Here is a 25,168-nt window from a genome sequence, read left to right on the forward strand (position 1 = left end):
GACACCGACCCGGCGCCGCTGAAGCCCGGCACCCGCCTGCCGCCGCCACCCCCGCCGCCGCCGCCGGCCAATGCGCCCGAACCGATCGTGCGCTTCGTCACGCTGGTGGCACCCGACTACCAGCTGGCCCCGCACTTGGTGCTGGCGGTGATGGCCACCGAATCGAACTTCGACCCGCTGGCCGAATCACCGAAGAAGGCCCAGGGCCTGATGCAGCTGATCCCCGACACGGCGGCCCGCTTCAAGGTCAGGAAGATCACCGACCCGGTGCAGAACATCCGCGGCGGCATGGCCTATCTGCGCTGGCTGCTGGCCTATTTCGAGGGCGATCTGTCCCTGGTTCTGGCGGCCTACAACGCCGGCGAGGGCGCGGTGGACCGCTACCGCGGCGTGCCGCCCTATGCCGAGACGCGGATGTATGTGCGGCGCATCCTGGCCGCGATCGGCGGCCAGCGCAGCCACCCCTTCGACCCGAGCGTGACCGCGCCCTCGCCGGTGCTGGGCTCGCGCCGCGCGCCCGGCTGAGCCCTCAGCCCGCCTTCTTGCGCGCGGCCGGCTTGAGCTTCATCTCGACGAAAAAGTCATAGAGCTGCTGGGCCGCCGGTGACAGGCTGCGGCCCTTGCGCCGTATCAGCCCGACATGGCGGCTCACGGCCGGCTCCACCAGGGGCACGCTGACCAGCAGCGGATGGCTTTTGTCCGGCATCGCCAGCGAGGGCACCGCCGCCACGCCCAGCCCGGCCTCGACCAGGCCCAGCGTGGTGGTCACATGCTGGGTCTCGTAGACGGCCTCCGGCAGGCCGGCCACACCGGCCAGCGCCTGGTCCAGCAGCAGCCGGTTGCCCGAGTTCTTGGCCACCGCGATGTAGTCGTAGGCGGCCAGTTCGTGCCAGGCCACCTGGCGCTTGCGGGCCAGCGGATGGTCGCGCCGGCAGGCGGCGACGAAGCGCTCCTCCAGCAGCGCATGGAACTCGATATCGGGCTCCTGGCTGCCGATGAAGTTCAGGCCGAAATCGACCTCGCCGCGTGCCACCGCGTCCAACACCGCACCGGCGCCGGCGTCGAAGACCTTGAGCCGTATCTTCGGATAGCGCTCGCGGTAGCGGCCGATCACGCGCGAGAGGTAGTAGTAGACGGTGGACGGCACGCAGGCGATGCTGACCTCGCCCATGCGGGTGGCCGAGACCCCGCGTATGCCCAGCAAGGTGTTGTCCAGCTCGTCGAGCAGCTGCTGCACCTTGCGGGCGAAATCGCGGCCCACCGCGGTCAGGCTGACACGGCGCGTCGTGCGGTCCAGCAGCTTGACGCCCAGCGCCTGCTCCAGCTTGTCGATGCGGCGGCTGAAGGCCGGCTGCGAGATGTGCACGGCCTCGGCCGCGCGCCGGAAGTTGCCCAGCTCGGCCACCGCGCGAAAGGCCAGCAGATCGTTCAGGTCGAAATTGATCGCCATATGTGCTGATGCGTTGAGTGGATCAATCGATCATAACTATGCAATTCACATGCATGAGTGGATCGCCCAAGATCCGTCCCATGCAAGCCCTGACCCTTCCCTGCGTCCTGATGCGAGCCGGCACCTCGCGCGGCCCTTTCTTCCTGCGCGAATGGCTGCCCGAAGACGAGGACCTGCGCGACCAGGCGCTGATCGGCGCGATCGGCGCGTCCGATCTGCTGCAGGTCGACGGCGTCGGCGGCGGCAGCTCGCTGACCAGCAAGGTGGCCATCGTCTCGCGCTCCCGCGAGCCGGGCTGCGCGCTCGACTATCTGTTCGCCCAGGTTGGCGTCGGCCAGCGCTCGGTCGACACCCGGCCCAACTGCGGAAACATGCTGGCCGGCGTCGTGCCCTTCGCGCTGGAGCAGGGCCTGATCGAGGCCGATGAGGGTGAGACCACGGTGCGGGTCTTCAATGTCAACACCCGCTCGCGCATCGATGTGACGGTGCAGACGCCGCAGCGCCGCATCCGCTATGAGGGCCTGACCAGCATCGACGGCGTGGCCGGCACGGCCGCACCGATCAAGCTGGAGTTCCTGGACGCCTGGGGGGCGGTGACCGGCGCGGTGTTCCCGAGCGGTCGCCGCATCGACCGGATCGGCGGCATCGAGATGAGCTGCATCGACGCGGCGATGCCGCTGATGCTGGTGCGCGCCGCCGACCTGGGCCTGAGCGGGCGCGAGTCGCCCGCCGAGCTGGACGCAGACCTGCCGCTGCTGGAGCGCCTGGAGGCGCTGCGCCGCGCCGCCGGCGAGCTGATGGGGCTGGGCGATGTATCGGCCAGCGTGATCCCGAAGCCGGTGATCGTCAGCCCCGGCGACGACGAGCACAGCATCCGCTCGCGCTACTTCACGCCGCGCCGCTGCCATGCCTCGCATGCGGTGACTGGCGCCATCGGTGTGGCCGCCGCCTTCGCGCTGCCCGGCACGGTGGCCAGCGGCGCGCTGCAGCGCAGCGGCAGCCGCGGCATCGCGGTGCTGCATCCGCAGGGCCGCATCGAGGTCGAGGTCGAGCTGGCCGGCAGCGGCGAGCAGGCCCAGATCCGGCGCGCGGCCCTGCTGCGCACGGCCCGCAAGATCCTGCAGGGCCAGCTGCACATCCCGGACTATGTTTTTTCAAGACCTACACAAGGAGACGACCCGATGTTCAAGCAAGCAATCGCCCCGGTCCTGGCGGCGACCCTGGCCAGCGCCCTGGTGACGGCGGCGCCCGCCGCCCAGGCCTATCCGGACAAGACCATCACCATCGTCGTGCCGACCGCGGCCGGCGGCGGCAACGATGCGATGGCGCGCAGCATCGCGCAAAAGCTCGGCACGCTGCTGGGCCAGACCATCATCATCGACAACCGCGCCGGCGCCACCGGCTCGATTGCCAGCGCGTATGTGGCCCGCGCGACGCCGGACGGCTACACCCTGTTCTTCGGCTATATCGCCACCCACGGCATGAACCCGGTGCTGCAGAAGCTGCGCTACGACCCGGTGGCCGACTTCGAACCGATAGGCCTGGTCGGCTACTCGCCGACCCTGCTGGTGGCCAATCCCAAGCTGCCGATCAAGGACGTCAAGGACATGCTGGCCCAGCTGAAGGCCAAGCCCGAGGCCTACTTCTACGCCTCGGCCGGCAATGGCACGGCGCCGCATTTCGCCGCCGAGCTCTTCAAGCTCAATGCCGGCGTTTCGATGGCCGGCGTGCCTTACAAGGGCTCGGCCCCGGCGGTCACCGACACGGTGGCCGGCCAGACCCAGTTCATGTTCCCCAGCGTCTTCACCGCATACCCCCATGTCAAGTCCGGCAAGCTGCGCGCGCTGGCCGTCGCCGGTCCGAAGCGCCTGGCCGCCCTGCCCGAGGTGCCGACGCTGAAGGAGGCCGGCATCGACGGGGTCGAGGTGCAGCAGTGGTACGGCTTCTTCGCGCCGGCCAAGACGCCCAGGCCCATCGTCGAGCAGCTCAACAAGGCCCTCAACCAGGTGCTGGCCGACAAGGACACGATCAAGCGCATCGAGGACCACGGCGCCGATGTCGAAACCAGCACGCCCGAGCAGTTCGGCGCCCTGGTCAAGAGCGAGCTGGCCAAGTGGAAGCGCGTCGTCGTGCAGGCCAAGCTGAGCGCCGACTGAGCCCCGATCAAGCCCCGATAACAACAGGAGACAGATAGGCATGCAAAACAATATCAAGGCAACTATGGTGGCCGTGCTCGGCGCCTGCGCCGCGCTGGCGGCCGGCGCGCAGAACGTGACCCTGGGTGGCATCGCCGACGCGGCAGTGCGCCATGTCAGCAACCAGGGCCGGGGCGGGGTCAGCTCCCTGGTCAGCGGCAGCAACTCGACCAGCCGCATCATCATCCGCAGCAGCGAAGACCTGGGTAGCGGCCTCGCGGCCGGCTTCCATCTGGAGCACGGCATCCTGCTGGACAGCGGCACGCCCGCCAACAGCACGATGTTCTGGGACCGCCGCGCCACCGTCAGCCTGAGCAGCAAGCAATGGGGCGAGCTGCGTGCCGGCCGCGACTTCGTGCCCAGCTACAGCAACTGGAGCCGCTACGACCCCTTCAGCTATGTCGGCGTGGCCGGCGCCAACAACTTCATCTCGGCGACGCCGGTGGGACCGCTGCGCGCGGCCTTCGGCTCGGGCGCCAACACCACGGTGCGTTCCAGCAATGCTCTCCAGTACCTGCTGCCCGGCGGCCTGGACGGCTGGGAGGGCGGGCTGATGGCCGCGGCCGGCGAGGGCGGCACGGCGGCCGCCGGCCAGCACAAGCTGTTCGGTGCGCGCCTGGGCTATGCGAGCAAAACCTTCAATATCGCCGCCGCGCTGACCCGCAGCGAGAACAATCTGACCGGCGCGGACCGGCTCGACGATCTGGCCCTGGGCGGCAGCTATGACTTCGGCCCGCTGAAGCTGTCGGCCGCCTGGCGCCGCTTCGAGCTGGGCGCGGCACGCCAGACCCATTGGTTGCTGGGCGCCTGGCTGCCCGTCGGCGCGGCCGGGCAGCTGAAGCTGAGCTGGCACGAGGTCGATCTTGCCGGGCGGGTTGGCAGCAGCGCCATCGGCGCGAACGGGGCTCGCCAGCTGGGCCTGGGCTATGTGCACGAGCTGTCCAAGCGCAGCGCGCTCTACGGCACGCTGGCGCGCATCGACAACCAGGGGGCCTCCAGCTATGTGATACCGGGCGGAGCCAGCGGCCTGGCCGGCGGCGGCAAGTCCAGCGGCGTGGAGCTCGGGATGCGTCACAGCTTCTGAGTGGCGCCGAGGGGGCGCGGTCTTGCCTTTATGCTTGACCCATGCCAAATCCACTGAAGAAACTCCCCTTCGTCCTGCCGCTGTGGAGTCTGCTGTCGCCGCTGGTGGCGGTGGCCCTGTTGCTGTTGCTGGGTGGTGCGGCCTTGTCGGGGCTGCTGATCGCACTGGTGTCGCTGTGCTTGATCGCGGCGGTGCTGGCGGCCGTTCACCATGCCGAGGTGGTGGCCCACCGCGTCGGCGAGCCCTATGGCTCTCTGGTGCTGGCGGTGGCGGTCACCATCATCGAGGTGGCGCTGATCGTCTCGCTGATGCTGGCCGGCGGCGAGAGCGCCAATGCGCTGGCGCGCGACACGGTGTTCTCGGCCATCATGATCGTCTGCAATGGCGTGGTCGGGCTGTGCATCCTGGTCGGCGGCATGCGCCACCGGGTGCTGGCCTTCCGCATCGAGGGCACCAGCCCGACGCTGGCGGTGCTGGCCGCGCTGTCGACCCTGACCCTGGTGCTGCCGGCCTTCACGACCAGCACACGCGGCCCCACCTTCTCGCAGAGCCAGCTGATGTTTGCCGGCGTCGTCTCGCTGGTGCTGTACGCGGCCTTTGTGTTCGTGCAGGCGGTGCGGCATCGCGACTACTTCCTGCCGGCCGAGGGGGTGGACGACCACCACACCCATGCCGCGCCGCCCGGCAACAAGATCGCGCTGGCCAGCCTGGCGCTGCTGATGGTCTGCCTGGTCGGCGTCGTCGGCCTGGCCAAGCTGCTGGCGCCCAGCATAGAGAACGCGGTGCGCAGCATCGGCGCGCCCAGCGCGCTGGTGGGTGTGATCGTGGCCCTGCTGGTGTTGGCCCCAGAGACGCTGGCAGCGGTGCGCGCGGCGATGCACAACCGGCTGCAGACCAGCCTGAACCTGGCGCTGGGCTCGGGTCTGGCCAGCATCGGGCTGACGATTCCGGCGGTGGCCGTGCTCTCGCTGTTCTTCCCCCATGCGCTGGTGCTGGGGCTGGAGCCGGTCAGCATGGTGCTGCTGTTGCTGACCTTTGTCGTCGGCACGCTGACCCTGGGCGCCGGCCGCGCGACGGTGCTGCAGGGCGCGGTGCACCTGGTGCTGTTCGCGGTGTTCCTGTTCCTCGCGGTCGTGCCCTGAGCGAGGGGGTCAGGGCATGCGGCCGGTGGCCTGGTAGACCGCGCCCAGGCAGTGGTAGCGCAGGTCCAGCTCGCCGCTCAGCTCCAGCAGCCCGGCCCAGGGCCGGTCCAGGCCGGCCAGCGAGGCCATCGAATGCAGGGCCGCGCCGAGCACGAAGAGATTGCTGAGCACCGCCCAGGGCGGCGCCCACACCAGGCCGGTGGCCGCGAGCGCCGCGCCGGGCTTCAGGTGCGCGGCCACATGCTGCAGCGCCTGCGGCTGCTGCAGGATGTCGTGGGTGAAATGGAAGAGTGCGGCGTCGCAGCGGCCGCTCAGCGGCGCCTCGGCCACGCCGGCGGCCAGCAGCGAGACATTGCGCCAGCCGTGAGCGGCGACGCGCTGGCGCGCCCGCTCCAGCATCTCCGGGCATTGTTCGATGGCGATCACGTGGCCGCGCGGCCCGACCTGCTGCAGCAGGCCCGCCAGGCTCAGGCCGGTGCCGCAGCCCAGGTCCAGCACGCGCTGGCCGGGCCGCAGCTCAAGGCTGGCGATCGCGCTGCGGCGCAAGGGCTCGAAGGGCGCCAGCTCCAGATCGTAGAAGGGGGCTCGTCGGCGGTACTGCGCCAGCGTGCTCACAGGCCCCGCTCCAGCGGGCGTCGCAGGCGCTCGGCCAGCTGCACGGCGGCACCGCCGTTGTAGGCCTCGGTATAGCCCTGCTGCTGCAGCAGGCCCAGGGCCTGCTCGGAGCGTGCACCGGAGGCGCAGTACAGGATGATGGGCTCGTCCCGATCCGGGGCCAGATGGGCGATCTGCTCGGCCAGTTGCGGCAGCGGGATGCAGCGTGCGCCCGGCAGGTGGCCGGACATGTATTCACTGTAGGAGCGCACATCAATCAGCAAGGCATCGGTGGGCATCTCTCGGGCCGGCGGGACGATGTCCGGCGGCGGCTCGACCGGCAGGAGTTGTGAAAACCAGGTCATGGTGGTCTCCTCGGGAACTGAGGCCCTCCTTTTACACCGTTGGCGTGACGAAGGCGAGCAGGCGTTATGCTGCGCGCCCAGCTTGCCCGAGTCACGCCATGTCCGACGATCCCATTTCCGATGAACGCCCCGCCATCCAGGAGCCGCGCCTGTGGCAGGATGCCCGCTGGACCGCCCGCGTGATCAAGAACGAGGACGATGAGGGCTGGGCCGTCGCGATGATCCTGGCGGGCCAGAGCGAGCCGGCCCTGGTCGGACCCTGGACCATGGGGCGCGACAAGAAGAACCCCAAGCCGCTGGACGTCAACGCCTTCAACACCCTGGTGAAGACCGCCTCCGAGGTCTTGCGCCGCCATGAACAGCAGCTGCATGCCCAGTTGCATCAGAGCCTGCGGATCACGACCGACAGCGCCCAGATCGAGGTGCGGCTGGACATCGTGCCCGACGAGGACGAGCCCTATGCGCTGCTGAGCGCGCATGACGAGATGGGCACGCAGCTGGCCGAGGTCAAGGTGCGCCCCAGCTTCAAGCTCAGCCGCGCCAGCGCCAGCGCCTGGATCGCGGCGGAGTTCCAGAAGCCGGGCTGAGAGTCTGAGGATTTTTCTACTGCGCCGCCGCCATGCGTCGTTGGGCGGTGCTCGGAATCCTCACGTACCCAAGTACGTTCCGGTTCCTGCGCTCCGTCCGCCTAGCCTGGCAACGGCTCGCTACGGAAAATTCTCAGCCTCTGAGGCCCTGCTCAACGTGCCAGCTGGAACACCCCGACCAGCCGCGCCAGCTCGGCGGCCTGGTGCTGCAGGCTTTCGGCGGCGGCGGTGCTTTCCTCGACCAGGGCGGCGTTCTGCTGCGTGACCTGATCGAGCTGGTTGACGGCGTCGCCGATCTGGCCGATGCCCTTGCTCTGCTCGCTGCTGGCGCCGGCGATCTCGGCGATCAGCTGGCTGACCTGGCGCACCTGGTCGACGATGCCGCCCATCGCGCTGCCGGCGTCATCGGCCAGGCGCGAGCCCGACTCGACCTGGCTGACGCTGTCATTGATCAGCACCTTGATCTCGCGGGCCGCCTGGGCCGAGCGTTGGGCCAGCGCGCGCACCTCGGCGGCGACGACCGCGAAGCCGCGGCCCTGCTCGCCGGCCCGCGCCGCCTCGACCGCCGCGTTCAAGGCCAGGATATTGGTCTGGAAGGCGATGCCGTCGATGGTGCCGATGATGTCGGCAATGCGCTTGGAGGCCTCGGCAATGCCTTGCATGGTGTTGACCACCTGGGCCACCACCGTGCCGCCCTGGCCGGCGGCCGCTGCGGCGGCCGAGGCCAGCGCATTGGCCTGAGCGGCGGTGTCGGCGTTGTTGCGCACCGTGCTGGAGAGTTCCTCCATCGAGGCGGCGGTCTGCTGCAGATTGCTGGCCTGCTCCTCGGTGCGCTGGGACAGGTCGATGCTGCCGCTGGCAATCTCGCGCGAGCCGGTGGCGATGCTCTCGCTGCTGTCGCGCACCTGGGAGACGATCTGCACCAGCGAGCCGTTCATCTGGTTCAGCGCCGTCATCAGCTGGGTCGCCTCGTCACGGCCCTGGACGGCCGCCGCCGCGCGCAGATCACCGCTGGCCACGGTCTGCGCGAAGCTGACCGCCTCCCGCATCGGGCCGGTGATCGAGCGGGTGCTCATCAGGCCGGCCACCACCGCGATCAGCGCCGCGACCAGGCTGACACCGAGGCTCCAGGCACGCACGCTGTCGCGGGTGGCTTGAGCCTGGCTGTAGCTGGCGGCGGCCACCTCGATCTGCAGCTTGATCAGCGCGTCGATGCCGTCCTTGGCCTGCTGGCCCAGCGGCACGATGCGCTCGCCGTACAGGGCCTGGGCGCGCGCGAGTTCGCCGGCCTTCAGCGCGTCACGGGCGGCCAGCAGGCCATCGCGCACATAGCTGCCGCGCACCTGGGTGAAGGCCTCGGCCAGCTGTTTTTCCTGCGGCGTCAGATAGCTGTCCATATAGGCTTTCCAGGTCTTGCTGACCTGGGCGATATTGGCCTGCAGCTGGCTGTCCAGCGCCGGCAGCGCGGCCGGGTCGCGCAGCATCTCCATCACCAGGATGCGGTTGCGCAGCATCAGCCCGTCGACCTCGCCGATCTGCTTGAGCGGGATCGTGCGGTCCTCGTAAATGGTCTTCAGGTCGGCAAAGACGCGCGTGCTGCCTTGCACGCCGACCCAGCTGACGACGGCCAGCAAGAGCAGGACCAGTCCGAAAGCCAGGCCCAGACGCCGGCCGATACGCAGATTACGCAGCAGTTCCATTGCATGCTCCCTGGCGCTTTGTCGCGCTGATTCTGCATCAGCAGGATGCATGCCAGGGAGAAATTTCAGCGCGGCGGCGCGATGTCCTCGCCGCGCAGGCGTCGCCACAGCCAGGCCAGCCCGGCCCGCAGGTCACCGCGCGAGCCCAGCTGCTGCGGACGGTCCAGCGGCTGCAGCGGGGAGTGCTGCTCGGCGACGGCGAAGCTGAAGATGTAGTGCGGTTCCTGGCCCATGCGCAGATCGGTGATCAGCACCTGGTCGGCCTTGCGCTCCAGCTTGAAGAAGCCGTCGCTGAAGGCGGCCAGGGTCGCGACCGGCGGGTGGGTCTTCAAGGCCTCGTAGAGCGCCTCCCCGCGGTCAAAGCTGTCGAAACGTATCGTCGGTCTGGCATCCAGCAGCGAGTAGAAGCCTTCGCGATAGCCAGCGGGCGTGATCGCGACGATGCGCCACAGCACCGTGTTGAAGGGGCTGGGCGTGACCAGCAGGCGCTGCACCGGCTGGCCGGCCAGGCTCTGGCGCGCCAGTTGCTCGACATGCTGCTGGACCAGCGCGCACCAGCCCAGATAGGCGGTCGACAGCAGCAGGCCGGCCGCGTTCCAGCGCAGCGCCCGCGCGCCGCCGGCCAGGGCCGCGCCGGTGCCGATCAGCAGCGGCAGCGTGTAGAGCGGGTCGATGATGAAGATGCTGCCCAGGCCCAGCGGCTCGCTGCTGAAGGGGCGCAGCAGCTGGGTGCCGTAAATCGTCATGTAGTCGAGCAGCGGATGCGTGATCAGGGCCAGCCAGACCGCCAGCAGCCAGCGCCCGAACAGCGCGCGCTCGCGCTGCAGCGCGGCGATGCCGGCCGCGATCGGCGCGGCGGCCAGGCTCAGCCAGAACAGCGCATGGCTGTTGCCCCGGTGCAGCACCATATTGCTGAGCGCATCGCCGTGGTCGATGAAGGCATCGAGATCGGGCAGGGTGCCGCAGACGGCGCCCCATAGCGCCGACTTCCACAAGGCCGTGCGCCGGCCCATCACCGCGACGCCGACGGCGGCGCCCAGCGCGATTTGCGAGAGTGAATCCATGGGGGCGGATTCTGGACGCTTCTGGCTTGACCTGTCCTAGGGGCGGATATCGGGCGCGGCGATGGGCGAGATGCCCTGGGCCTGGGCGGCCTCGGTCTGCACGGCCAGCGCGCGGCGCCAGCCGTCGCGCTGCTGCAGCCGCGCCCAGTAGGCGGCCACGGCCGGCGTGAACTGCGCATCCAGCCCCAGATGGCGGGCCAGCAGCAGCGCATAGCCTACCGAGATGTCGGCGGCCGTGAAGCGGCCGGCGCAGAGCCAGTCCTGCGCGGCCAGGCGCGGCTGCAGCGTGCGCAGCCGGGCCAGAAACCATTTGGCGTAGTCCTCGGCCACCTGGGGCTGGCGGCGCTCGGCCGGCTCGAAGAAGCGGTAGCGCAGCAGCAGGGTCTGCGGGAAGGTCAGGGTGGCTTCGCCGAAATGCAGCAGGTTCAGATAGGCGCCGTAGTCGGCCTCGGCCGTGCTCACATCGAGGCCGCCGGGGTCATGTCTTGCGGCCAGGTATTGGCAGATCGCGGCCGACTCGGTCAGGCGCGTCTCGCCGTCCAGCAGCAGCGGCACGGTGCCCAGCGGGTTCAGGGCCAGATAGCCCTTGTCGTGCACGCGGGGCGGGAAGGGCAGGACGATCAGCTGGTAGTTCAGGCCCAGCTCTTCGAGCGCCCACAGCGGGCGGAAGGAACGGGCGCTGAGGCAGTGGTAGAGGGTCAGCAAGGGCCGGAGTCCCTAGATGGCGAGGCTGTAGACCTTGGCGGCCGCGCGCTCGTCGCCGCTGTGGCCGGCCAGCGCGCGGTCCCATTCCGCGCCGCCGGCGCCCTGGGTCGCGGCGGCACCGCTGATCATCGAGGCCATTTCCTCGGTGCTGGCATCGAACTCGGCGATCTGCTCGCGCGTCTCCAGAAACAACCGCGCCAGCATCACGCCGCCGGACTCGATCACCACCAGATAGCGGGCCGCCTGGCGCAGCGTGCCGGGATGGTGCTTGGCGGGTGTTTCCATTCCGAAGCCTTGGCCCATGGGGTCTCCTCGCGCCGCGTTGCTACTGAGGAGGCAAGACTACCACCTCAAGAAACGCATGAGGCATCGCCCTGCTGCTCTTGTAGGCGCAAGGGCAGGATAATCACTCTCCGACGCTTGTTGCCTGCATCAATGACAAGAACGAGAAATCCTGCCAATCGCCGATCCTGATGAGCCAAAGCCAAGACCTGTCGAACTTTATCTGGGCCATCGCCGACTTGTTGCGTGGTCCCTACCGCCCGCCTCAGTACGAGCGTGTGATGCTCCCCTTGGTGGTACTGCGGCGCTTCGATTGCGTGCTCGAACCCACCAAGCAGGCCGTGTTGGCTCGGCATGCCAAGCTGGGCGGAAAACTTGAGGGCGAAGCTCTGGATGCAGTCTTGAACAAGGAATCGGGCCAGCGCTTTCACAACCACTCGCCTTTGTCATTCGAGCGCCTGCTGGGCGATCCGGATCATGTGCATCTGCACTTGCAGACGTACATCAACGGCTTCTCCGAGAACGTCCGGCGCATCTTCGAGAGCTTCAGCTTCGGCGATGAGATCCAGCGGCTGCATGAGCACAACATCCTGTTCCTGGTGGTACGCAAGTTCTGCGAGGTGGACCTGCACCCGAATGTGGTGGACAACATCGAGATGGGCCAGTTGTTCGAGGACTTGATCCGCCGATTCAATGAGCAGGCCAACGAGACAGCGGGCGACCACTTCACACCGCGCGAGGTCATCCGCCTGATGGTCAGCCTGCTGTTCATGCATGACGACGAGCTGCTGCGCACTCCTGGCACTGTGCGCAAGATGCTGGACCCGACCTGCGGCACCGGCGGCATGTTGTCCGAGGCGCGGCGCTATCTGCATGAGCACCAGGCCGGCGCCAAGCTGTATGTATATGGTCAGGATTTCAACAAACGCTCCTATGCTGTCGCCGCATCCGACCTGCTGATGCGCAGCGACCCCAAGGACCCTGAAACCTCCACGATTCGCTTTGGCGACACCCTGGTTGATGACCAGTTCAAGGGAGAGCGTTTCGATTACTTTCTGGCCAATCCGCCCTTTGGCGTGGACTGGAAGCGCCAGCAAAAGGAAGTCGTTCGCGAGCACGAGAAGCTAGGCAAGGACGGGCGTTTCGAGGCCGGTACGCCGCGTGTCAACGATGGCGCCTTGCTGTTCTTGCAGCACATGCTTAGCAAACGCGAGCCGGTGGATTCGAAGTCTGGCATTGGCGGTTCCCGCCTGGCCATCGTCTTTAACGGCTCCCCCTTGTTCACCGGCGGCGCGGGCTCGGGCGAGAGCGAGATCCGCAGATGGGTGATTGAGAACGATTGGCTGGAAGCCATCGTCGCTATGCCCGAGCAGATGTTCTACAACACCGGCATCGGCACCTACATCTGGATCGTCAGCAACCGCAAGGAAGCTCAACGGCGCGACAAGATCCAGCTGATCGATGCCCGCGAGCGCTGGCAGCCGCTGCGCCGCAGCCTGGGCGACAAGCGCCGCGAGTTCTCTGAGGCCCACATCCAGGACATCGTGTGCGAGTACGGCGCCATGCAGCCGGGCGAGACCTGCAAGTTGTTCGACAAGGAAGACTTCGGCTATCGCCGTCTCACCATCGAACGCCCGCTGCGCTTGCGCTTCCAAATCAACCTGGAGCGCAAGGAACGTTTCTTAGATGCCTGCCCCGACCTGCTGGACGACTTGCAGGCCATCGACAAGGTGCTGGGCCGCGAGCCCATTGACGATTGGAATGCCGCCTGGGATGCCGTACAGGCCGTCTTGCTGGAGCGCGGCAGCAAGTGGCGCGCTGGCCAGTCCAAGGCCTTCCGCGATGCCTTCACCGAGATCGACCCGGCTGCCGAGCCCGTGGTGCTCAAGCGCAGTGGCAAGCGCGTCGAGTTCGAGCCCGATGCGGCTTTGAGGGACTTCGAGAACGTGCCGCTGAAGGTAGACGTGCAGGCCTATTTCGAGCGCGAGGTCCTGCCCCATGTGCCCGACGCGTGGGTGGCGCACGACAAGACCAAGATCGGGTACGAGATCAACTTCAACCGCCACTTCTACAAGTTCACGCCGCCGCGCCCGCTGGAGGCCATCGATGCCGATCTGAAGAAAGCCGAGGCCGAGATCCTGCGTCTACTGGCCGAGGTGACGGCGGAGGCACGCCCGTGAGCACAGCCAGCGCGCTCGAACTTTTGCAGAGCCTGAACCTCCTCGACGAAACCGAGCGCATCGAGGCCAAGCGCGCCAGCGAAGCCGGCAAGTCGCTGCTGGAAACCGTCTGCGCCTTCGCCAATGAGCCTGGCCTGGGCGGCGGCTGGCTGCTGCTGGGCGTGGTGCGCGAGGAGATGGCGCTGTTCCCCAGCTACGAGGTCGAGGGTGTGCCCCTGCCTGACAAGCTCTGCGCCGACCTGGCCACGCAGTGTCGCGAGAGCTTCAATGTGCCCTTGCGCATCGAGCTCAGCACCGAGCAGATCAATGGCCAAGCCGTGATCGTTGCCTTCGTGCCTGAGGCGCCGTCGCAGGACAAGCCCATTTTCTTCAAGGCCCAGGGCCTGCCGCGCGGTGCACTTCGCCGCGTGGGCAGCATCGACCAGCGCTGCACCGAAGACGACCTCGCCGTGTTCTACCAGGGCCGGCAGCGCGACAGCTTCGACGCCGGCCTGGTGCCGGATGCGGGCTTGGACGACCTGGCTCCCGAAGCCCTGGCCGACTACCGCCAGGCCCGCGCCGAGGCCAACCGCGACGCCGAGGAACTGCGCTGGAGCGACGAAGAGCTGTTGCGCTCTCTGGGCTGCATCGCCGCTGACGGCCAGGGCGTCTGGCGCCCCACGGTGGCCGGCCTGATGCTGTTTGGCAAGCCGCAAGCCCTGCGCCGCTGCTTCCCGATGACGCGGGTGGACTACATCCGCGTGCCCGGCCGCGAATGGGTGCCCGACCCCGAGCGACGCTTCGACACGGTGGAGCTGCGTGACCCGCTCTTCCGCCTGATCCGCCGTGCCCAGGCCGCCGTGCTGGACGATCTGCCCAAGGGCTTCGACCTCAAGGAAGGCGACCTGCAGCGCCAGGACAAACCCGTCATCCCGCAGCGCGTGATCCGCGAGGCCCTGGTCAACGCGCTGATGCACCGCAGCTACCGCAGCCATGCACCGGTGCAGATCATCCGCTACGCCAACCGGCTGGAGATCCGCAACCCCGGTTTCTCGCTCAAGTCGCCCGAGCATCTGGGCGAGCCCGGCAGTGAGCCGCGCAACCCGCGCATCGCAGCCGTGCTGCACGAGACCCGCTTTGCCGAAACCAAGGGCAGTGGCATCCGCGTGATGCGCGAGACCATGGAGCGCGCCGGCCTGACCCCACCGCTGTTCGAGTCCGACCGCGGCAATGACCAGTTCGTGGCCCGCTATTTTTTTCACCATTTCCTGGGCGCCGACGACATCGCCTGGCTGGCCCAGTTCAGGGATGCGCAGCTCAGCAGCGACGAAGCCAAGGCCCTGATCGTGGTGCGCGAAGCCGGTGCCATCGACAACGCCGCTTACCGTGCCCTCAGCAAGGTGGACACCCTGGCCGCCAGTGCCGCCCTGCGCCGCCTGCGCGACGCCGGCCTGCTGCAGCAAAAAGGCCGTGGTTCGGCCACTTACTATGTGCCGGCTGAGCGGCTGGGCCTGGGTGAGCGGGCTGCGGCAGATGGGGCCGATGACGCCTTGTCTAGCAACCCCCGGGGCTTATCTAGCAAGTCGGTCGCCTTATCTACCAACCCCCAGGGCTTGTCTACCAACCTCGCCGGCTTGTCTACCAACCCCGAGATCCCCTTGTCTACCCAGTCCACGCCCGAGGACGATGCGCGCCGCAAGGTCCTCCTGGACGAGATTCCCGGGGCCTTGGCCGCCCGCATCGGCGCCTTTGGTCAGCGCCACCCACCCGGCGAGGTGTGCGACGCCGTGGTGGACCTGTGCCGCCTGCGCGCCTGGCAGGCCGAAGAACTGGCCATGCTGCTGCGCCGCCACGCCCGCTATGTGCGCAACAACTACCTGCGCCCGCTGATGCGCGACGGCCGGCTGGTGATGACACGGCCCGAAGAACCGAATGATCCGGGGCAGGCGTATCGGGCGGTGAAGGGGGTGGAATGAGCAGCGAAGAGGCCAGCCAAGAACGACACATGCTGAAGCTCAAGTACGCCGCGACGCTTGTCGGCGCACGAGCCGAATCGCGCCCTGAAGGCTCGCCCTATGTTGGCCTGGAGAACATCCAGTCACGAACCGGCAAGCTTTTGAGTGTTCAGGGCTTGGAAGGCGACGAGCTCGCTGACGGAACGAGCACGGTCAATCTCTTTGAGCCCGGTGATGTGCTCTTCGGCAAGTTGCGGCCCTATCTGGCCAAGGCCTGGGTTGCCACCTTTGCCGGCGCTTGCACCACCGAGGCGCTGGTCCTCAGACCCAAGGATTGCATTCGCAGCGACTACCTGTGTCGAGCCCTGCTGGCGCCCGACTTCATTCGCGAGGTCGATACCACCACCTTCGGGTCAAAGATGCCGCGCGCCGACTGGGCAGACATAGGCAATATCGAGATCTATGTGCCGCCATTGGCTGAGCAGTGCGAAATCGAACGGGCCCTGTCAACACAAGCCGATCACATCAGCGCGTTGATCGAGGCTAAGCAGAGCATGTTGGATCTATTGACGGAAAAGCGTCGAGCACTCGTCGCCAACGCCGTCACGCGTGGGCTGAATCCGGAAGTGCGGATGCGCGAGTCGAACATTGACTGGCTGGGGTACATGCCGACGCACTGGCGTACCGAGAGAACGCGCTGGCTGTTCACAGAAATTGACGAGCGATCTGAAGACGGTTCGGAGGAGCTCTTGACGGTGTCTCACCTCACCGGCGTGACCACACGCGCCGAGAAAGAGGTGAATATGTTTCTCGCCGAAAGCAATGAGGGCTACAAGCGCTGCCGCGCTGGTGATTTGGTCATCAACACGCTCTGGGCATGGATGGGGGCCATGGGAGTTGCACGCCAGGAAGGCATCGTGAGCCCGGCCTACAACGTCTACCGGCCCGTTCAAGCCTTTGACCCCGACTACCTGGACTATCTGGTGCGGACTCCGATGTTCGTTGCCGAAATCACGCGTTATTCAAAAGGTGTTTGGTCCTCGCGGATGCGGCTTTACCCCGAGGGCTTGTTCGAGGCTTGGATGCCAGTCCCGCCGCTGTCGGAACAGACGCAGATAGCGCGAACCATTGCCGATCAAGTCCAACACATGGACGGTTTGAGCAATGCCACCAAGGACACGGTTGCTTTGCTGGAAGAGCGGCGTACAGCTCTGATTGCGCGCGCCGTCAGTGGTCATGCATGAGGATTAGGTAGGAGGGAAGATGCTGATACGCACGATCACGATCAACAGCTTCAGAGGGCTCGGCCTGGCTAAATTTCGGCTCCAGCCGGGCTTTAACCTGCTGGTCGGTATCAACGGGGCAGGCAAGACCTCCTTGTTGGAGGCGATGAGAATTTTGCTGGCGAAGGCTGTGCAAGAAACGACTCCAGCGAGCCCGTTCAGGGATATTGCGATCAAGCCCGAGGACATCACCGTGGGGCGCGATTTTTCAGTCGTTGAGATGGAGTTCTCCATTCATGGAACAGACTTTCAGCTCACCATGTCTGAGCAACGCGAACAGCTTCGCGACGCCAGCGCAGGCGGGCTCAAGGACATACGCGATGTAGAAGAACTGCCCAGTCTCCGGCGCGGTGAACGGCCCGAGGCAGGCGACGTGCGATTGGAAGGGACTCTTCGAGGGCAAACCAGTGAGCGTCCGGAAGTCGGTGCCCGGCTTTTCCCCGAGCCGGACAAGAAGTTCAAGGCTCGACGCCCGTTGCCACTTGTTCTCTTCCTTTCCGTGCGCCGGGCCATCGCGACGCACCGCGTTCCTAAGGCGACGGCCAAAGTGCCTGCATATGAGGCCGCATTTGACGCTGAGCGCGGGTTGGCCATCTCGGGGCTTGCCGAATGGTGGCGCGGACGCGAAGCCTTGATTGCGGATGCAGAAGCTCAAGGAGACCCATCGGAGCGATACGCCCAACAACTGGACGCTGTGCGAAGTGCGCTCGCTACCTTGCTGCCAGAGGTTCAAGACTGGCGGGTGGACGGTAAGGACATGCGCGTGACGCGCACCGTGAAGGTTTCGAGGATCAACGACCGAGGGGAAGAGCAACTCGTTGACGAGGCCAGGGATATTCCTGTTGGCTGGTTGTCAGATGGTGAGCGCAGTTTGGCGGCCATCGGTGCTGACATTGCGATCAGGTTAGCGACCCTCAACGAGGGTGAGAAGGATCCAGTGAAGCAAGGCGATGGCGTCGTCTTGTTGGACGAAATTGATCTACACCTTCACCCGCAATGGCAGCGTCGCATTGCAGCGGACCTGCCCGCAGCGTTTCCTCAACTGCAGTTCATCGCAACCAGTCACTCCCCACAGGTCATTGGTGAAACGCCTGCGGGCCGGGCCATATTGCTGCACGAGGGAGGCAAGACTGAGGTTTTGGATGAATCACTTGGGCGTGACAGCGGCTGGATTCTTCGCCACGTCATGGATACGCCGGAGAGAAATGTGCGGCTGCAGGCGGGCCTCGACGACATTGACCGTTTGATGGAGAGCGGTGAACTTCGTGAAGCCCGCAAGCAGGTGACAGCATTGCGCGCGGAGTTTGGTGATGACAAGGAACTGATCGGTGCCAACGCAGCAATCGATCGATGGGAGATCTTGGGCGATGAAACAGATTCAGAAGGGCAATGAATGCCAAGCGGTGACTGACTGGCGGACTGAGAACGCCACGGTGCCGCAGAACCTGGTGTACGGCAGGGGTGGCTTTCCCGTCGAGAAAGTGCTGGAAGCGTTGCTTGCTGAACAAGGGCACCTCTGCGCCTACACGCTGAAACGCATTGACCTGAAAGCGGCGCATATTGAGCACCTGAAGCCACAGCGTACATGTCGAGCCGAAGACGCGCAGCGCGAGCTGGCGAATGTGGCATTGAGCAGAGAAGACGTCGCCTGGTACAACTTGGTCGCCTGCTTCCCCGCACCCAATTCACCGGCGCCACCCGGATATGGTGCGGTCAAAAAAGACAAATGGTGGCCCGATGCTGGCGCAGCCGGGTTTGTATCTCCACTGGATGCGGATTGCGAGACGCGATTTTCCTTCGGCCTGAATGGCGAGATCGCGCCGGCGAATGCGGCAGATCTGGCAGCAGGCGAAACAATCAAGGCAATTGGTTTGGATGACAGTCGCCTGATGGAGCTGCGGAAGCGGGCTATCTTGGAAATGGGCTTACATCCGCGCTCGCCCCAACCGTTGAAGTCACCCGCCAAAGTGCGGCAGTTGATTGCAGCTTGGCCTTACCGTGATGGCAGCGGCAAGTACAGGGAGTTCTGTGTGCCATTGCGGGCGGCAGCGTTGTCGCACTTGGCAAAACTTGAAGGTCGAGCAAATGTGGGGGCTGCATGAACGAGCGGTATGACGAAGCGTCGTTCGAATCGGCCATAGAAAGTTCGCTGCTCAGCAACGGCTGGCAGCTGCTGAACAAGTCTGGCTACGACCTCACCCACCACCTATTCCCCAAAGAGGCCCTCGCGTTTATCCGAGCTACCCAGCCCAAGGAATGGGCCCGCCTGGAGTCGCTGAACGGCGGCCAGACCGAAGCCCTGGTGCTCAAGGACCTGGTCCATTGGTTGGACACGCACGGCACGCTGGCGGTGCTGCGCAATGGCTTCAAATGCCAGGGGCGCACGCTGCGCATGGCCTTCTTTCAGCCGGCCCATGGCATGAACCCGGAGCTGGCGGCGCAGTACGCGGCGAACCGGCTGGGCGTGACACGGCAGCTGCGCTACAGCCGGCAGAACAGCAATGAGCTGGACCTGGTGCTGAGCCTGAACGGCCTGCCGGTGGCTACGGCGGAGCTGAAGAACCCGATGACGGGGCAGACGGTGGAAGACGCCAAGCGCCAGTACCGGCAGGACCGCGACCACCGCGAACCGCTGTTCGAGTTCAAGCGCCGGGCGCTGGTGCATTTTGCGGTCGATACCGAACAGGTTTTCATGACCACGCGGCTGGCCGGCAGTGCCACGCAGTTCTTGCCTCTCAATCGCGGCCATGCCGGCGGCGCGGGCAACCCGCCCGACCCGGCGGGCGAGCAGCTGCGCACGGCCTATCTGTGGCAGGAGGTCTGGCAGCGCGAGGCCTGGCTGGACATCCTGGCGCGCTTCATGCACCTGCAGGTGGAAGACAAGCGCGGCGAGGACGGGCGCCGGCTGCGCAAGGAGACCCTGGTGTTTCCGCGCTTTCACCAGTGGCAGGCGGTGCGTGCGCTGGAGGCTGCTGCGAAAGCTGAAGGTCCGGGCCACAACTACCTGGTGGAGCACTCGGCCGGCAGCGGCAAGAGCAACACGATTGCTTGGCTGGCGCACCGACTGGCCTCGCTGCATGACGCGGCCGACGCCAAGGTGTTCGACACGGTGATCGTGATCACCGACCGGCGCGTGCTGGACCGGCAGCTGCAGGACACGATTTACCAGTTCGAGCACCGCCAGGGCGTGGTGCAGAAGATCGACGACGACTCGCGCCAGTTGGCCGAGGCGCTGACGAACGGCGTGCCCATCGTCATTTCGACCTTGCAGAAATTCCCCTTCGTCGCACGCCAGCTGGTGAAGATGGCCGAAGAGCGCGGAGCAGATGGCGAGAGTGGCGTGCTGCCCACCAAGCGCTGCGCGGTGATCATCGACGAGGCGCACAGCTCGCAGTCCGGCGAGAGCGCCACCGACCTGAAGGAGGTGCTGGGTGGGCAGGTGCTGCGCGAGCAGGCGGCGCGTTATGCGGTGGAAGAGGGCGTGCCAGACCTGGCGGCGCTGTACCGCAGCATGGCCAAGCGCGGCAGCCAGGCCAACATCAGCTTCTTTGCCTTCACCGCCACGCCCAAGCACAAGACGCTGGCGGTGTTCGGCCGCGAGTCCGGCGGCCAGGCTTTTCACCGTTACACCATGAGGCAGGCCATCGAAGAGGGCTTCATCATGGATGTGCTGGCGCATTACACGACCTACGCCACCTACTACCAGCTGGTGAAGTCCGGCGAGGATGACCCCCATGTGGAGCGCAAGCAGGCGGCCAAGGCGCTGGCCCGCTTCATGCGGCTGCACCCCTACAACATCGCCCAGAAGACCGAGGTGATGGTCGAGCATTTCAATGCGGCCACACGCCACCGCCTGGGCGGCAAGGCCAAGGCCATGGTTGTGACGGGCTCGCGCCTGGAGGCCGTGCGCTACAAGCGGGCCTTCGATGCCTATCTGCGGGCCAAGGGCTATGCTTGGATCAAGACCCTGGTGGCCTTCTCGGGCGAGGTGCAGGACGAAGAACTGCCGGGCCAGGTGTTCACCGAGGTGGGCATGAACCAGGGCATCAAAGAGGCCGAGCTGCCCGAGCAGTTCGACAGCACCGACTACCAGGTGCTGCTGGTGGCCGAGAAGTACCAGACCGGCTTTGACCAGCCCTTGCTGCACACCATGTATGTGGACAAGCGCCTGGCCGGCATCCAGGCGGTGCAGACCCTGTCTCGCCTCAATCGTATGCACCCGCTGAAGGAGGACACCTTCGTGCTGGACTTCGTCAATGAGCGCGAGGACATACGCGCCGCGTTCAAGCAGTTCTACGACGGCGCTCAGCAGGGCGAAGAAGCCCAGCCGCATCAGATGTATGTGATCAAGGCGGAACTGGACGCCTCGGGCATCTATCTACAGGACGAGGTGGACCGGTTCATCGCCGTCTACTTCAAGCCCCGAGAGCGCCAGAGCCCGGCCGATCACCAGGCCATGAATGCAGCGCTGGATCCGGCGGTGGACCGCTTCCGCGCGCTGCTGGCGCAGGACGAAGAGGCGGCGGAACTGTGGCGCGGCAAGCTGGCAGCGTTTCGCAATCTCTATGCCTTCCTGTCCCAGGTGATTCCGTATCAGGATTCCGATCTGGAGCGGCTCCACACCTTCGTGCGTCTGCTGTCGCCCAAGCTGCCGACGCGTGGCGCCGGGCCGGCCTACAGCTTTGACGACGAGGTGCGGCTGGCCTATTACCGGCTGCAGAAGATCAGCGAAGGATCGATCAGCTTGCGGGGCGGCGAGGACGCGTTGCCCCTGCATGGGCCGCGTGCGGTGGGCAGTGGACTGGCGCGGGATGCCGAGCTGCCGCTGTCGCGCTTGATCGATGTGATGAATGATCGCTTCGGCACCGACTTCACCGATGCCGATCAACTCTTTTTCGATCAGATCATCGAAGCGGCTGTGAGCGATGCAGGTCTGCACGAGGCTGCGCTGGCCAACCCGGAAGACAAGTTCGCGCTGCTGTTTGCCGGCTTGCTTGACACCTTGTTCATCGAGCGCATGGAGCAGAACGAGGGCATCTTCGCTCGCTTCATGAACGAGCGTGATTTCAAGAGCGTGGTGGCGGAGTGGGTGTCGCGCGCCGTCTACGGGCGTTTGCGGCGCGGACCTGAGGGCCGCACCGACCCGCCCTGATAGATCAGCTCACATACTCCGCCGGTACTGCCCGCCCACCTCGAACAGCGCGCTGGTGATCTGGCCCAGCGAGCAGACGCGCACGGCCTCTATCAGCACCTCGAAGACATTGCGGTTCTCGATCACGGCCTGCTGCAGGCGGGCCAGCATGGCCGGCGCCGTACCAGCGTTGCGGGCGTGGAAGTCGGCTAGGCGCGCCAGCTGCGACTGCTTCTCTTCGTCGGTCGAGCGGGCCAGCTCGATGGTCTCTGGCACGGTCTCGCCATGCGGGTTGCGGAAGGTGTTGACGCCGATGATGGGGTACTCGCCGGTGTGCTTGAGCATCTCGTAATGCATGCTCTCTTCCTGGATCTTGCTGCGCTGGTAGCCGGTCTCCATAGCGCCGAGCACGCCGCCGCGCTCGGCGATCTTCTCGAACTCGGCCAGCACCGCTTCCTCGACCAGCTCGGTCAGCTCCTCGATGATGAAAGCGCCCTGGCTGGGGTTCTCGTTCTTGGCCAGGCCCCACTCGCGATTGATCACCAGCTGGATCGCCATCGCGCGGCGCACGCTTTCCTCGGTGGGCGTCGTGATCGCCTCGTCGTAGGCATTAGTGTGCAGGCTGTTGCAGTTGTCGTAAATCGCGATCAGTGCCTGCAAGGTGGTGCGGATGTCGTTGAAGGCGATCTCCTGCGCGTGCAGGGAGCGGCCGCTCGTCTGGATGTGGTACTTGAGCTTTTGCGAGCGCTCGTTGGCGCCGTATTTGTCGCGCATCGCGACGGCCCAGATGCGGCGCGCGACCCGGCCCAGCACCGTGTACTCGGGGTCCATGCCATTGCTGAAGAAGAAGCTCAGGTTCGGCGCGAAGTCGTCGATGTGCATGCCGCGCGCCAGATAGGCCTCGACAAAGGTCAGGCCGTTCGACAGGGTCAGCGCCAGCTGGCTGATCGGGTTGGCGCCGGCCTCGGCGATGTGGTAACCGCTGATCGAGACCGAGTAGAAATTGCGGACGTTGTGGTGGACGAAGTACTCGGCGATATCGCCCATCACTTTCAGCGAGAACTCGGTCGAGAAGATGCAGGTGTTCTGGCCCTGGTCTTCCTTCAGGATGTCGGCCTGCACCGTGCCGCGCACATTGGCCAGCACCCAGTCCTTGATCTTGGCGGCCTCGTCGGCGGTGGGCTCGCGGCCGTTGTCGGTCCGGAACTTGGCGAGGTTCTGGTCGATCGCGGTGTTCATGAACATCGCCAGGATAGACGGCGCAGGCCCATTGATCGTCATCGAGACCGAGGTCGTCGGGCTGCAGAGGTCGAAGCCGTCGTACAGCACCTTCATATCGTCCAAGGTCGCGATAGAGACGCCGGAGTTGCCGACCTTGCCGTAGATGTCGGGGCGCGGATCGGGGTCGGCGCCGTACAGGGTCACCGAGTCGAAGGCGGTCGACAGGCGCTTGGCGGGCATGCCCTCGGACACCAGCTTGAAGCGGCGATTGGTGCGGAAGGCATCGCCCTCGCCGGCAAACATGCGGGTCGGGTCCTCGCCCTCGCGCTTGAAGGCGAACACGCCGGCGGTGTAGGGGAAGCTGCCGGGCACGTTCTCCAGCAGCAGCCACTTCAGCAGCTCGCCATGGTCTTCATAAGTCGGCAGCACGACCTTGCGGATCTTGGTGCCGGACAGGCTGGTCGAGACCAGCGCGGTGCGGATCTCCTTGTCGCGGATCTTGACGACGTATTCGTCGCCCGCGTAAGCCTTCTGCATGTCCGGCCACTGCGCGATCAGCTGGGCGGCGGCCTTGTCTAGCGCGGTCTCGCGCTTCTCGGCCAGCTCGTTCAAGGCATCCATCGCGCGGTGCTTGTCCGGGTTGGCGGCCTTCAGCATCGCCATCGAGGCGCGCAGCTGCTGGGCCTCACGGGCGATGCGAGCCTGTTCGCGGGCGGCCTTCTTGTAGCCGCGCACCGTGTCGGCGATCTCGGCCAGATAGCGCGAGCGGGCGGCCGGCACGATGGGGGTCTGGTGGGTGCTGTGGCGGGTATCGACGATGGGCAATCTGGCCTCGCCGAACTGCAGGCCCAGCTCGGCCAGTCGGCCCTTGAGCGCCTGGTACAGCGCGGTGACGCCGTCGTCGTTGAAGCGGCTGGCCATGGTGCCGAAGACCGGCATCTCGTCGGGCTTCTTGCCCCAGGCCTCTTTGTTGCGCTGCACCTGCTTGGCGACATCGCGCAGCGCGTCCAGCGAGCCCTTGCGGTCGAATTTGTTGATCGCGACGAACTCGGCGAAGTCCAGCATATCGATCTTCTCGAGCTGGCTGGCCGCGCCGAACTCCGGCGTCATCACATACATGGGCACATCGACATGGGGCACGATGGCCGCGTCGCCCTGGCCGATGCCCGAGGTCTCGACGATCACCAGATCGAAGCCGGCCAGCTTGGCCGCAGCGACGACATCGGGCAGGGCTTTGGAAATCTCGGAACCGAAGTCGCGCGTCGCGAGCGAACGCATGAACACGCGCGGGCCTTGGCTCCACGGCGAGATCGCGTTCATCCGGATGCGGTCGCCCAGCAGCGCGCCGCCGCTCTTGCGGCGTGAGGGGTCGATCGAGATCACGGCCACGCGCAGCGCATCGCCCTGGTCCAGGCGCAGGCGGCGTATCAACTCGTCGGTCAGGCTGCTCTTGCCGGCGCCGCCGGTGCCGGTGATGCCCAGCACCGGGGTCTTGATGGTCTTGGCTGCGGCCTGCAGTTCGGCCACGATGGCCGCATCGGCCTTGCCGTTTTCCAGCGCGGTGATCAGCTGGGCCAGCGCGCGCCAGGCGCCCTCGCCATGGCCCTGGATCGCGGACAGCGACTTCGGCGCATGGACCGTGAAGTCCTGGTCGCTCTTCATCACCATCTCGCCGATCATGCCGGCCAGGCCCATGCGCTGGCCGTCTTCAGGGCTGAAGATGCGCACGCCGTGGGCGGCCAGATCGCGGATCTCGGCCGGCACGATGACGCCGCCGCCGCCGCCGAAGACCTGGATATGCTCGCCGCCGCGCGCCTTCAGCAGTTCGACCATGTACTTGAAATACTCGACATGGCCGCCCTGGTAGGAGCTGATCGCGATGCCCTGCGCATCTTCCTGCAGCGCCGCGTTGACGACCTCGTCGACCGAGCGGTTGTGGCCCAGGTGGATCACCTCGGCGCCCATGCTCTGCAGGATGCGCCGCATGATGTTGATCGCGGCGTCGTGGCCGTCGAACAGGCTGGCGGCGGTGACGAAGCGCACCTTGTGCGTGGGGCGGTACTCGGCCAGGGCCTTGTACTCGGCGGACAGATCGGTCATCTGGATGTCTCCTGCGCGGTGCTGGCTCGGCCGGGCCGGGCTTCTTCCCCGCGTTTTAGCAGCATGGGTGGGCGGATTCTAGGGCTTGATTGACGTTTACGTAAACGTTAACTTGCTGTGGCGCTCGCGGCACAGATATTGCAGCGCAGCA

The 25,168-nt window shown here is 66.2% G+C and carries 19 protein-coding genes and 1 other RNA gene; 12 read left to right on the forward strand and 8 right to left on the reverse strand.

The window, feature by feature from the left end; translation table 11 throughout:
- Positions 1 to 525 (forward strand): lytic transglycosylase domain-containing protein (locus tag PO768_RS07390; protein ID WP_272645537.1); only part of this gene is annotated, 525 nt, incomplete at its 5' end.
- A gap of 4 nt (positions 526 to 529) precedes the next feature.
- On the opposite strand, the gene PO768_RS07395 is transcribed toward PO768_RS07390, so the two are convergent.
- Positions 530 to 1,450, reverse strand: a complete 921-nt coding sequence (locus PO768_RS07395) for a LysR family transcriptional regulator (RefSeq protein WP_266006128.1) — start codon at positions 1,448 to 1,450, stop codon at positions 530 to 532.
- An 80-nt stretch (positions 1,451 to 1,530) separates the two neighbouring features.
- Between PO768_RS07395 and PO768_RS29205 the strand changes: the two genes are divergently transcribed.
- Genes PO768_RS29205 through PO768_RS07415 form a run of 3 tightly spaced genes read left to right on the forward strand, consistent with a single transcriptional unit; the run spans position 1,531 to position 5,871 of the window.
- Positions 1,531 to 3,606, forward strand: a complete 2,076-nt coding sequence (locus tag PO768_RS29205) for a 4-oxalomesaconate tautomerase (protein ID WP_336297753.1) — start codon at positions 1,531 to 1,533, stop codon at positions 3,604 to 3,606.
- A gap of 40 nt (positions 3,607 to 3,646) precedes the next feature.
- Positions 3,647 to 4,729: a porin gene (locus PO768_RS07410; RefSeq protein WP_272645538.1), complete on the forward strand. Its 1,083-nt coding sequence runs from the start codon at positions 3,647 to 3,649 to the stop codon at positions 4,727 to 4,729.
- A gap of 41 nt (positions 4,730 to 4,770) precedes the next feature.
- On the forward strand, positions 4,771 to 5,871 hold the full coding sequence (locus PO768_RS07415; RefSeq protein WP_272645539.1) for a calcium:proton antiporter: 1,101 nt from the start codon (positions 4,771 to 4,773) through the stop codon (positions 5,869 to 5,871).
- A gap of 9 nt (positions 5,872 to 5,880) precedes the next feature.
- On the opposite strand, the gene PO768_RS07420 is transcribed toward PO768_RS07415, so the two are convergent.
- Both PO768_RS07420 and PO768_RS07425 read right to left on the reverse strand, forming a co-directional pair.
- Positions 5,881 to 6,486: a class I SAM-dependent methyltransferase gene (locus tag PO768_RS07420; protein WP_272645540.1), complete on the reverse strand. Its 606-nt coding sequence runs from the start codon at positions 6,484 to 6,486 to the stop codon at positions 5,881 to 5,883.
- Positions 6,483 to 6,830 carry a rhodanese-like domain-containing protein gene (locus PO768_RS07425; protein WP_272645541.1) on the reverse strand — a complete coding sequence of 116 codons (348 nt, stop codon included), beginning with the start codon at positions 6,828 to 6,830 and terminating at the stop codon, positions 6,483 to 6,485. The genes PO768_RS07420 and PO768_RS07425 overlap by 4 nt, the downstream gene beginning before the upstream one ends.
- A 98-nt stretch (positions 6,831 to 6,928) precedes the next feature.
- Between PO768_RS07425 and PO768_RS07430 the strand changes: the two genes are divergently transcribed.
- Positions 6,929 to 7,417: a hypothetical protein gene (locus PO768_RS07430; RefSeq protein ID WP_272645542.1), complete on the forward strand. Its 489-nt coding sequence runs from the start codon at positions 6,929 to 6,931 to the stop codon at positions 7,415 to 7,417.
- 62 nt (positions 7,418 to 7,479) lie between these two features.
- Positions 7,480 to 7,556: non-coding RNA, sX9 sRNA (locus PO768_RS07435), on the forward strand.
- 13 nt (positions 7,557 to 7,569) lie between these two features.
- On the opposite strand, the gene PO768_RS07440 is transcribed toward PO768_RS07435, so the two are convergent.
- The 4 genes from PO768_RS07440 to PO768_RS07455 form a co-directional block, all read right to left on the reverse strand.
- Positions 7,570 to 9,117 carry a methyl-accepting chemotaxis protein gene (locus tag PO768_RS07440; protein ID WP_171018406.1) on the reverse strand — a complete coding sequence of 516 codons (1,548 nt, stop codon included), beginning with the start codon at positions 9,115 to 9,117 and terminating at the stop codon, positions 7,570 to 7,572.
- A 65-nt stretch (positions 9,118 to 9,182) separates the two neighbouring features.
- A complete protein-coding gene (locus PO768_RS07445) occupies positions 9,183 to 10,181 on the reverse strand; it encodes a metal-dependent hydrolase (protein ID WP_272645543.1) in 999 nt (332 codons plus the stop codon).
- Positions 10,182 to 10,217: 36 nt separating this feature from the next.
- Positions 10,218 to 10,886, reverse strand: a complete 669-nt coding sequence (locus PO768_RS07450) for a glutathione S-transferase family protein (RefSeq protein ID WP_272645544.1) — start codon at positions 10,884 to 10,886, stop codon at positions 10,218 to 10,220.
- Between the two features lie 12 nt (positions 10,887 to 10,898).
- Entirely contained in the window at positions 10,899 to 11,171 is a 273-nt protein-coding gene (locus tag PO768_RS07455; protein ID WP_272645545.1) for a hypothetical protein, read from the reverse strand.
- A gap of 188 nt (positions 11,172 to 11,359) precedes the next feature.
- Here PO768_RS07455 and PO768_RS07460 point away from each other — a divergent pair, with 188 nt between their 5' ends.
- From PO768_RS07460 to PO768_RS07485, 6 genes are read left to right on the forward strand one after another with little or no spacing between them, the layout of a single operon-like run.
- Positions 11,360 to 13,348 (forward strand): type I restriction-modification system subunit M, encoded by a 1,989-nt coding sequence (locus PO768_RS07460; RefSeq protein ID WP_272645546.1) that lies wholly within the window; start codon positions 11,360 to 11,362, stop codon positions 13,346 to 13,348.
- The gene (locus PO768_RS07465; RefSeq protein WP_272645547.1) at positions 13,345 to 15,303 is read left to right on the forward strand and encodes an ATP-binding protein; all 1,959 of its coding nucleotides are present in this window, start codon (positions 13,345 to 13,347) and stop codon (positions 15,301 to 15,303) included. Before PO768_RS07460 ends, PO768_RS07465 begins: the two co-directional genes overlap by 4 nt.
- A complete protein-coding gene (locus tag PO768_RS07470; protein ID WP_272645548.1) occupies positions 15,300 to 16,526 on the forward strand; it encodes a restriction endonuclease subunit S in 1,227 nt (408 codons plus the stop codon). Before PO768_RS07465 ends, PO768_RS07470 begins: the two co-directional genes overlap by 4 nt.
- Positions 16,527 to 16,545: 19 nt before the next feature.
- The gene (locus PO768_RS07475) at positions 16,546 to 17,958 is read left to right on the forward strand and encodes an AAA family ATPase (protein WP_272645549.1); all 1,413 of its coding nucleotides are present in this window, start codon (positions 16,546 to 16,548) and stop codon (positions 17,956 to 17,958) included.
- Positions 17,933 to 18,667 carry a hypothetical protein gene (locus PO768_RS07480; protein ID WP_272645550.1) on the forward strand — a complete coding sequence of 245 codons (735 nt, stop codon included), beginning with the start codon at positions 17,933 to 17,935 and terminating at the stop codon, positions 18,665 to 18,667. The genes PO768_RS07475 and PO768_RS07480 overlap by 26 nt, the downstream gene beginning before the upstream one ends.
- Positions 18,664 to 21,717, forward strand: coding sequence for a type I restriction endonuclease subunit R (locus PO768_RS07485; RefSeq protein ID WP_272645551.1), 3,054 nt, complete (start codon positions 18,664 to 18,666; stop codon positions 21,715 to 21,717). Before PO768_RS07480 ends, PO768_RS07485 begins: the two co-directional genes overlap by 4 nt.
- Positions 21,718 to 21,726: 9 nt before the next feature.
- Here the strand turns inward: PO768_RS07485 and icmF are convergent, their stop codons facing one another.
- Positions 21,727 to 25,017 carry a fused isobutyryl-CoA mutase/GTPase IcmF gene (gene icmF / locus PO768_RS07490; protein WP_272645552.1) on the reverse strand — a complete coding sequence of 1,097 codons (3,291 nt, stop codon included), beginning with the start codon at positions 25,015 to 25,017 and terminating at the stop codon, positions 21,727 to 21,729.
- Positions 25,018 to 25,168 lie beyond the last annotated feature (151 nt).

Source organism: Paucibacter sp. XJ19-41 (assembly GCF_028462495.1).
Classification (GTDB): domain Bacteria; phylum Pseudomonadota; class Gammaproteobacteria; order Burkholderiales; family Burkholderiaceae_C; genus Roseateles_E.

Excerpts from the sequence above, each read along its gene's own strand:
- PO768_RS07395 (WP_266006128.1), bottom strand. The coding sequence starts at position 1,450 with ATGGCGATCAATTTCGACCTGAACGATCTGCTGGCCTTTCGCGCGGTG.
- PO768_RS29205 (WP_336297753.1), top strand. The coding sequence starts at position 1,531 with ATGCAAGCCCTGACCCTTCCCTGCGTCCTGATGCGAGCCGGCACCTCG.
- PO768_RS07410 (WP_272645538.1), top strand. The coding sequence starts at position 3,647 with ATGCAAAACAATATCAAGGCAACTATGGTGGCCGTGCTCGGCGCCTGC.
- PO768_RS07415 (WP_272645539.1), top strand. The coding sequence starts at position 4,771 with ATGCCAAATCCACTGAAGAAACTCCCCTTCGTCCTGCCGCTGTGGAGT.
- PO768_RS07425 (WP_272645541.1), bottom strand. The coding sequence starts at position 6,830 with ATGACCTGGTTTTCACAACTCCTGCCGGTCGAGCCGCCGCCGGACATC.
- PO768_RS07430 (WP_272645542.1), top strand. The coding sequence starts at position 6,929 with ATGTCCGACGATCCCATTTCCGATGAACGCCCCGCCATCCAGGAGCCG.
- PO768_RS07440 (WP_171018406.1), bottom strand. The coding sequence starts at position 9,117 with ATGGAACTGCTGCGTAATCTGCGTATCGGCCGGCGTCTGGGCCTGGCT.
- PO768_RS07445 (WP_272645543.1), bottom strand. The coding sequence starts at position 10,181 with ATGGATTCACTCTCGCAAATCGCGCTGGGCGCCGCCGTCGGCGTCGCG.
- PO768_RS07455 (WP_272645545.1), bottom strand. The coding sequence starts at position 11,171 with ATGGAAACACCCGCCAAGCACCATCCCGGCACGCTGCGCCAGGCGGCC.
- PO768_RS07460 (WP_272645546.1), top strand. The coding sequence starts at position 11,360 with ATGAGCCAAAGCCAAGACCTGTCGAACTTTATCTGGGCCATCGCCGAC.
- PO768_RS07470 (WP_272645548.1), top strand. The coding sequence starts at position 15,300 with ATGAGCAGCGAAGAGGCCAGCCAAGAACGACACATGCTGAAGCTCAAG.
- PO768_RS07475 (WP_272645549.1), top strand. The coding sequence starts at position 16,546 with ATGCTGATACGCACGATCACGATCAACAGCTTCAGAGGGCTCGGCCTG.
- PO768_RS07480 (WP_272645550.1), top strand. The coding sequence starts at position 17,933 with ATGAAACAGATTCAGAAGGGCAATGAATGCCAAGCGGTGACTGACTGG.
- PO768_RS07485 (WP_272645551.1), top strand. The coding sequence starts at position 18,664 with ATGAACGAGCGGTATGACGAAGCGTCGTTCGAATCGGCCATAGAAAGT.
- icmF (WP_272645552.1), bottom strand. The coding sequence starts at position 25,017 with ATGACCGATCTGTCCGCCGAGTACAAGGCCCTGGCCGAGTACCGCCCC.